Raw genomic sequence first — 6933 nt, 5'->3', positions numbered from 1 at the left:
TAAAGCTCGTCTGCCACGCACTCGTCTACGTTCTGGTAGGCCTTGGGCTCGGAGAAGTTGACATCTGACAGAGTGTCTTGCGGCGGGGATGACTGCCCACAGCCGGCTAATGCGGCTGTACCGGCAGCACCCATTAGAGCCAAGGTCAGCCGAGAGCTACGCTTGCGGCGCGGTGGCTGGTTAGATGATTGCATGAAAGTCTCCCCTTACCAGATCATGGAAGCAGCGTTGAGCAGGCCAACCGCGATAGCGATAGTTGCCGCGAAAATGCCGTATGCTACGTGGCCATCGGTAATATGCCCGGAAAGGCTCTGCCCTTTGCTTTTCAGCACCAGCTTGATGGCAAAGAAGGTAACGATCTGCACGATAAAGGCGATAATGCCCCAGGCGATAAAGTCAATGAAACTCACGCTGTTCGCCATAGCGCTGTAGAGCGGTATGGTAAAGCCTAGGGTGGCGCCGCCAAAGGCGGTTGCCGCCGCGGCGTTGCCTTCTTGGATCAACTTCCATTCATGATGCGGGGTGATCTTACTGTACGCGACCATAAATGCTACCAGCAGGATGGCTGCGGTGATCAGGTAGGCGAAAAACGCTGGCAGGCCTGCCAAGTACATACCGATATTGCCCATTATCGTTTCCTTTTTTAGTCGTCAATCGTTAGGTGTGAGTTGTAAGCTGGACGTGTTGAATCGAAAGTCGTGAAGGGTAATCAGTAAGGCTCTACAGAAAGCCATCAATGCGCTTCGATGATCACTGCGCTGATATCGATGCCCAAGCTGGTGACTAACTGATAGCTGCCTTCCAGTTCATCGGCTTCAGCACTTAGCAGAATATATTCAAAACGCTCTGAGGCCTGATCATGGCGTTCATAGAGCATGCAATGATGCGTGACTTGAGATATTCCGCTGCCATTGGCGCGAGTCACCGTTTCCTCGAGCACTACCGGAGCTGACCATTCGCTGTTTTCAGCGCCCCAGACGCGCTGATAGCGTTTAAGGTCGTCTGGAATGTCGTCGCCTGCTTCCAGCGTAAAGCTGCTCTGGCCGAGTGGATGAGCGGGTGCCTTGCTATCCGGCTGATTGATCAAACCATCAAATTCAAGATTAGAAACATGTTGCGACGACAGGAAGTCGAACAGTTTGTATTCAAACACCTTGCCATTAGCAATGGAGGCTTGAATCCATGTGTCATTTTCCAGATAAAAGCGCGCTAGCTGTTCGCCTTGGCCGAGTTCGACGACGCCAATCGCGGCTATTTCTTGCGCAGCGCCACTCCAACTGGCATCAAAATTCAGGCTGTCGAACGCTTTCAGCGACAGCATATTGAGCGACACCATACCGCCGAGTCGAAGACCGCTAAAGTCGTCTGGGGTCATGCCGACGGGTAGGCCGCTAGAGCGTTGGGCGGTTTCGCTGGCATGCTTTTGTTGCACGCCTTTACTGTTGGCACGAAACAGTGATTTAAGTGAACCAAACATAGTGATGGTCCTCCTTGAAACGGTTGGATGTCATGCCAGTAACGATGAGAAATGTGCCGACGTCAGGCGCTCATAGGCCATGTAATACAGCACATCGCCATCACTCAACTCAGGGGCGGAGGGTGGGTTGAGCATATTCGCCTCGTCACTAATGGAAGTGACGCCAAGCAAGGTGGCATTATGCGCCTCCTTGGCTAGGGAGAATAATTGGCCAAACGTGCTGCCTTTGGGAATATCTTGCAGCCGCGTTTGGTACTGAGTGGCACCATGATTTACAGCAAGCAGTTCATTCACGACGCGGCTTATGCCTGCGTCAGTCGCTGAGCGCACCAGCATTTCTAGTGCCATAGCTTCGGTGCATTCAATGCCTGGAAGTGTGCGGCGCAACATTGCAGCAGTGTTAGGGTTTTCGCAGTGCGCAACGATATGGCAGCCAGGAGACTTTAGGCTATAAGCGGAAAGCGCCACAGTCGCCACGCGTTCATCGCTGCCGTCATAGATAATAATACGGCTGGCATTTTCAACGCCGGCGCGCTTGAGAAGCTCCATGTTGGCGAAGCTATCACCCTTGACGAATTTTAAGTCGCCCGGACGTGGGTTGTTGATGTCTTTGGTGACACACAGCACGATTTCATCAGGGAGCTGCCGGTCAGCTTTGAGAATATCAATGATCTTTTCAGTGGTTTCTCCATGCCAGCCTAACACCACCGTGTGGCCAGTAAGGTCGCTGTAATCGCCTTTTCCTTGCATTTGCTGCCTCCAAAAGTTGCCCACCGTGACGGTTGCCTTGCCAATCAGGGCAGCAAATAGCGAAATACCGCCTGGGATCAGGTAAAACACAGCGATCAGTTGCCCAGCAGTTGAACTCGGCGAGAAGTCCCCATAGGCCACGGTGGAAGCCGTAACAACGTAAAAATACAGCCACAACGGCAGTGAGTTGGCAACCTCTTCGCCAGAGAGCCCCATGAGTAGCCAAGAGGTTGCCATATGTGCCAGTGCCAGCAGTAACAGAAACGTCCAACTGACGTTAATCGTAGAGGCTTTTAAAACTTTTAGTAGCCGTTGTAGCACTGGCATGGCGTCAGTCTTCCTTGCGTTCAGGCGGTAGTAATAACGCTAGCACTCAATTGCCAGCATTCTGCTTGGCTTTTAGGCGAGCCAGAACATCGCTTCCTGACGTCTGCTGTTTGCCGATACCTGCCTGGGAAAGGCGCGCTTCCAAGTCAGCGCCGGAATCTTGTGCTTGCATTGATTCACCAATCTTAAGCTTTTCAGCCTGTAGGGCCTGGCGCTCTTTAATGCGTTCAAGGGAGGCAACGGCGCTGTTCATGCTGGCATTTTGGCCAGCATGTTGAGATGCCACGGCAGCCTGTGCTTTTTGCGCGGCTTCAGTGGCTTTGACGTGGGACATTTGCTGCTCAACGCGGCGAATTTCACCTTTAGATTTAGCGATGGTCGACTTCAGTGCTTCGATAGTGCCATCATACTGGGTGACATTGGCCTGAGCGATTTCGCGCTCGCTTTCCAAGCGGGCAATTTCTCCAGCGACTTCTTCGGCTAGGCTCTGCTCGCCTTTCTCAAGCGCTGCCATGGCGCTTTTTTCGTATTCCGCCATTTTATCCGACAGCGTATCTACTTCCTTGGCAGCAAGGTTACGCCTGGCCATGATGGTAGTGAGTTCTTCATTGGCCCGGTTCATTGCCGTTTTGGCGTCACGTAGTTCTTGTTCCATAATACGTATCCCCTGACTATCGACAATCGCTTCGCCGGTTTCAGTGGCTTTGCCGCGCAGGGCGGTAAACATTTTGCGTAGTAACATCGGGTAACTCCTTAAATCGAACTAATCCGACGCTTGCGCGTGGGACGAACAACCGGTTGATATTGAATCAGGTGAACAATCAGTCGATTAAATCGGCAATTTCCAGGGCAGCCTGAGCGCAAGCTTCTACTTCTGCACTGATTGCCTCGAGCTTGCAGTCTGAAAATAGCTGCCCATAGACGACATAGTAATCTTCGTCACCCAAGGTGTGGATACCAACGCTGACCAGCGGTAGGGTCATGCCCAGGCGTAACAAGGCATCGTTGAAGGTAGTGATATCCTTAACCGCGCTGGTGGGCGCCACTTCGGTCATCACCAGCCACTCTTGCTCGGAATACGTCAGGGTAACAGGTAAGTCGCCGTAGTCCTTGAGTGTAAACACCAGCGAATCATTGTCTTGGTCGAGGGTGATGTCAGCGTTAGGCCAGTTTAACTCGTTCTGTTCTACGCTGTGTTTAATCGTTTCAAGTCGTGTCTGTGTATTCATTAAGCGTATCCTAATGGTCTATCCGGCAGAGGGCTGTAGATAGGGCTGTAGATAGGACTGTAACAGCCGTGCCGATGAGTAACGGTGTTGTTGGCTAAAAATTCTTCAGCATTTTACCGAATCAATCGATATTGCGTCTGCACCGATGGCAAACTAATCCGTTAGCACCCATAATGGTCAACGTTTCGACGGCGAGGAGAATCCCATGAAACTGCTAAATCGCTCTGCCCTGAGCGTCAGGCCGACCCAGACCTTCGTGGACTGGATCAATGCGCTCGAACCCACCATGGGAGACGACGACCTGACCCTGGACGACGTCGAACGTGAAAGTACGGTGTACCTTATCCCAGAGATGGATACCCCCGAAGCGCTTGAGACGTTTGTTCGTGAGCGCTATGCAGAAATCCTAGAGACTGAGCTGCGTGCCTGGGAAGAGGATGAGCGCCAATGGCCAGAAAAGCTTGATTGGTCACTGTTCCAAGACTTTTTACGCATTGAGCATAGCTACCTTGCGATTGATCTTGACGACGAAACCGCCCTTGAAATTTCTGAGGTTGATGAGGCACTCCTGCTCGATAATGAGCAAGACTAGCGCATTGCCGTCTTGATGTATGCGTATTGTGGAACCGGCCCAGGCCGGTTTTATTGTTTTTAATGGTGCAGTTTAGGAACGAACCACCATGCGATTGTTTGAAACTCGGGCGGGTGACGATGGTTTGCCAGGGCCCGCGCGTGCGCTTGCCGTACTGGCACTCGTCACTGGCACGCTAATGGCGGTGGTCGACACCACCATGATTAATTTGGCACTCCCAACGATTGCCGCAGATCTTAATGTGCCTGCCTCCAGAGCGGTATGGATCACCAATTTATTCCAAGTGGTCTGCGCGGCGTTCTTATTAGTGTTCGCCGGCATAAGTGAGCTGATCACCCGCAGGCGGCTCTATTTATTTGGTTTGGCCACCTTCGTTTTCGCGGCGTTAGGGGCGGCGCTGTCGCGTAATCTAGAAACGCTACTGATATTTCGCGCCTTGCAGGGGTTGGGGGCAGCGGCCACGCTGTCCATCGGTCCGTCGCTGTATCGGGCAATCTTTCCGTCACGGCTATTGGGTAGCGCTTTAGGGCTTAGCGCGTTAGTGGTGGCTGGTGGCTATGCAGCCGGCCCAACGCTGAGCGGCGTCATCCTCTCGTTTGCCGACTGGCCTTGGTTGTTTGCGCTTAATGTTCCGCTTGGTGTGTGTTCGCTATGGCTGGCTAGTCGTGCGTTGCCACGAGATAAACCACGTCGGGGCAGCTTTGATGTGCTGGGTGCACTGCTGTCTATGTTGATGCTAGCCAGCTTCTTTCTCGCAATGGATGCAGTCGGCCATGCCGCACCGCTATGGCAAAGCGGTGGCTGGGCGGTGATAGCGGTGCTGGCTTGTGCGCTGTTTATTCGACGCCAGCGCCACGCACCTTATCCGCTGCTACCGCTGAGTATATTTGCTGAAAAACGCTTTACGCTGGCTGTTTCAGCGTCAGGGTTGGCCTTTATCGGTCAGGGGTTAACGTTTGTTGCGCTGTCGTTTTTTTATCAGGAGCAGATGGGATTCTCGCCACTGGAAACAGCTTGGTTGTTCACCCCTTGGCCGTTAGCGATTATGGTGGTTGGCCCCCTGGCTGGTCGTTTAGCTGACCGAATCAACCCGAGTCTTCTTTCAAGCGCAGGCTTGATACTGCTGATGATGGGATTAGTGGCGCTAGCACTCGTGGATGAATCTACCGGCGTGGCAGGCAGCCTGTGGCGCACCGCCTTGTGTGGCATCGGGTTTGGTCTGTTTCAGCCACCTAACAACCGCGAAATGATGGGCAGTCTTCCGCCTGAGCGAAGCGCTAATGTCTCCGGCGTGATGAGCACTACCCGTACCGTTGGACAATCACTTGGGGTGGCATTGGTAGGGGCGGCCTTGGCGTTGGGGTCACCGGTACAGATAACCCTATGGCTGGGAGCTGGCACCACGCTGCTAGCGCTAATGGCGAGCCTTTCCCGGGTGGCGTTAGCCCAGCGTGCTCTCATTGAGCGGCGGGCATCGTCTGTTAGCAAGTAAGGGCGTACAATAAATTGGTTGCTGATTGAAGGAGAAAGTACTCATGGCGATGCAGACACAGATTGAGCAGAAGTTAGCGGCGTTAACGCCCGACGTGCTGCACGTAGAAAATGAAAGCCACATGCACAACGTGCCGGCTAACGCTGAGACACACTTTAAAGTCACCCTGGTAAGCGATAGCTTCGATGGCATAATGCCGGTGAAGCGCCATCAGCAGATTTATGCGCTGCTCGCCGATGAGCTGTCTGGGCCCGTGCATGCATTGGCGTTGCACCTGTACACCCCAAAAGAGTGGCAGACACGTGGCGGCGAGCGCCCGAATTCGCCTAACTGTCGGGGCGGCGGCCAGTGACGCCAGACGTTATTCGCCGGCAGTATTTGGATGCAATGGGCATAACAGCCTGGGCAGCCAAATATCAACTGCCTAACGCACGACCGACGGAGGCGTGCGAATGGGAAGATGCGCCTGCTGTTACTCCGCCGCGAGAGCGCCTTCAAGCGCTATTGGACGATGCACCTGCACCTCGCCCGCGTAATCAGTCACCGAAAGGCGATAGTGCCTCCGTTGCCACTGACACGGCATCGGCATCCTCTTCGGCCCCGGCGGCAGTGCGCGCGCTGCTGGGCCAACCGCCTGTTCCTGCCAGTAAGCCAGCCGACGCCCCCGTTGCTTCTACACTGGAAAATTCTACTCAGGAAAAAAAGCCGGTTAGCAAAGTTGAGCCGCTTACGTTCAGTCTTTCCTGTATGTGTGTTGGTGGGCGCTGGTTAAGCCTTCATGAGGGGGAAATAACGCCTATTGAACAGCAACTGCTGGCTAATATGCTGCGGGCAGCAGGCGTGTTGAGCGGTGAAATGCCCGCGGTGACGTATTTTAAATGGCCGCCAATGGCCAACACGTTCACGCCGGAGGAGCCGCTGGAAGAAGCGCAAGACGGAGTGGCTGCCTTTATTGCTGGCGCGGCGGGTAGGCAGGGCTGGCAGTTGGAACGCCTGTTGTGGTGGGGAGCTGACGAACTAGCCGATGATTCCCACTTAGCGCGGGTTATGGCTGTTAGCCAGCAAC

Annotated in this window: 9 protein-coding genes and 1 pseudogene; 4 read left to right on the top strand and 6 right to left on the bottom strand. The window is 53.9% G+C overall.

The window, feature by feature from the left end:
- The 6 genes and pseudogenes from INT22_RS21635 to INT22_RS19450 form a co-directional block, all read right to left on the bottom strand.
- Positions 1–194, bottom strand: a pseudogene (locus INT22_RS21635) (DUF1190 domain-containing protein); the annotation flags it as partial.
- 12 nt (positions 195–206) lie between these two features.
- Positions 207–629 (bottom strand): DUF350 domain-containing protein, encoded by a 423-nt coding sequence (locus INT22_RS19470; protein ID WP_009724104.1) that lies wholly within the window; start codon positions 627–629, stop codon positions 207–209.
- Between the two features lie 104 nt (positions 630–733).
- Positions 734–1477 (bottom strand): DUF2491 family protein, encoded by a 744-nt coding sequence (locus tag INT22_RS19465; RefSeq protein ID WP_193059876.1) that lies wholly within the window; start codon positions 1475–1477, stop codon positions 734–736.
- A 30-nt stretch (positions 1478–1507) separates the two neighbouring features.
- Positions 1508–2554: an ion channel gene (locus INT22_RS19460; RefSeq protein WP_193068768.1), complete on the bottom strand. Its 1047-nt coding sequence runs from the start codon at positions 2552–2554 to the stop codon at positions 1508–1510.
- 46 nt (positions 2555–2600) lie between these two features.
- The gene (locus INT22_RS19455) at positions 2601–3296 is read right to left on the bottom strand and encodes a PspA/IM30 family protein (RefSeq protein ID WP_083000932.1); all 696 of its coding nucleotides are present in this window, start codon (positions 3294–3296) and stop codon (positions 2601–2603) included.
- Between the two features lie 79 nt (positions 3297–3375).
- On the bottom strand, positions 3376–3783 hold the full coding sequence (locus INT22_RS19450; protein WP_083000934.1) for a DUF2170 family protein: 408 nt from the start codon (positions 3781–3783) through the stop codon (positions 3376–3378).
- Positions 3784–3988: 205 nt separating this feature from the next.
- Here INT22_RS19450 and INT22_RS19445 point away from each other — a divergent pair, with 205 nt between their 5' ends.
- From INT22_RS19445 to INT22_RS19430, 4 genes are all read left to right on the top strand, one after another.
- Positions 3989–4375 (top strand): hypothetical protein, encoded by a 387-nt coding sequence (locus tag INT22_RS19445; protein ID WP_193059878.1) that lies wholly within the window; start codon positions 3989–3991, stop codon positions 4373–4375.
- 88 nt (positions 4376–4463) lie between these two features.
- Positions 4464–5867, top strand: coding sequence for an MFS transporter (locus tag INT22_RS19440; protein WP_193059879.1), 1404 nt, complete (start codon positions 4464–4466; stop codon positions 5865–5867).
- Between the two features lie 43 nt (positions 5868–5910).
- Entirely contained in the window at positions 5911–6219 is a 309-nt protein-coding gene (locus INT22_RS19435; protein WP_038481041.1) for a BolA family protein, read from the top strand.
- Positions 6216–6933: hypothetical protein (locus INT22_RS19430; protein ID WP_319022116.1), on the top strand; the 718-nt coding region annotated here is incomplete at its 3' end. The genes INT22_RS19435 and INT22_RS19430, both read left to right, overlap by 4 nt.

Origin of the sequence: Halomonas sp. 3D7M (assembly GCF_014897885.1) — a bacterium.
Classification (GTDB): Bacteria; Pseudomonadota; Gammaproteobacteria; order Pseudomonadales; family Halomonadaceae; genus Vreelandella.
This window is presented reverse-complemented; position numbering and strand designations above follow the sequence as displayed.

Bases quoted from the DNA above. Each gene is read 5' to 3' on its own strand.
- INT22_RS19470 (WP_009724104.1), bottom strand. From the start codon at position 629: ATGGGCAATATCGGTATGTACTTGGCAGGCCTGCCAGCGTTTTTCGCC.
- INT22_RS19465 (WP_193059876.1), bottom strand. From the start codon at position 1,477: ATGTTTGGTTCACTTAAATCACTGTTTCGTGCCAACAGTAAAGGCGTG.
- INT22_RS19460 (WP_193068768.1), bottom strand. From the start codon at position 2,554: ATGCCAGTGCTACAACGGCTACTAAAAGTTTTAAAAGCCTCTACGATT.
- INT22_RS19455 (WP_083000932.1), bottom strand. From the start codon at position 3,296: ATGTTACTACGCAAAATGTTTACCGCCCTGCGCGGCAAAGCCACTGAA.
- INT22_RS19450 (WP_083000934.1), bottom strand. From the start codon at position 3,783: ATGAATACACAGACACGACTTGAAACGATTAAACACAGCGTAGAACAG.
- INT22_RS19445 (WP_193059878.1), top strand. From the start codon at position 3,989: ATGAAACTGCTAAATCGCTCTGCCCTGAGCGTCAGGCCGACCCAGACC.
- INT22_RS19440 (WP_193059879.1), top strand. From the start codon at position 4,464: ATGCGATTGTTTGAAACTCGGGCGGGTGACGATGGTTTGCCAGGGCCC.
- INT22_RS19435 (WP_038481041.1), top strand. From the start codon at position 5,911: ATGGCGATGCAGACACAGATTGAGCAGAAGTTAGCGGCGTTAACGCCC.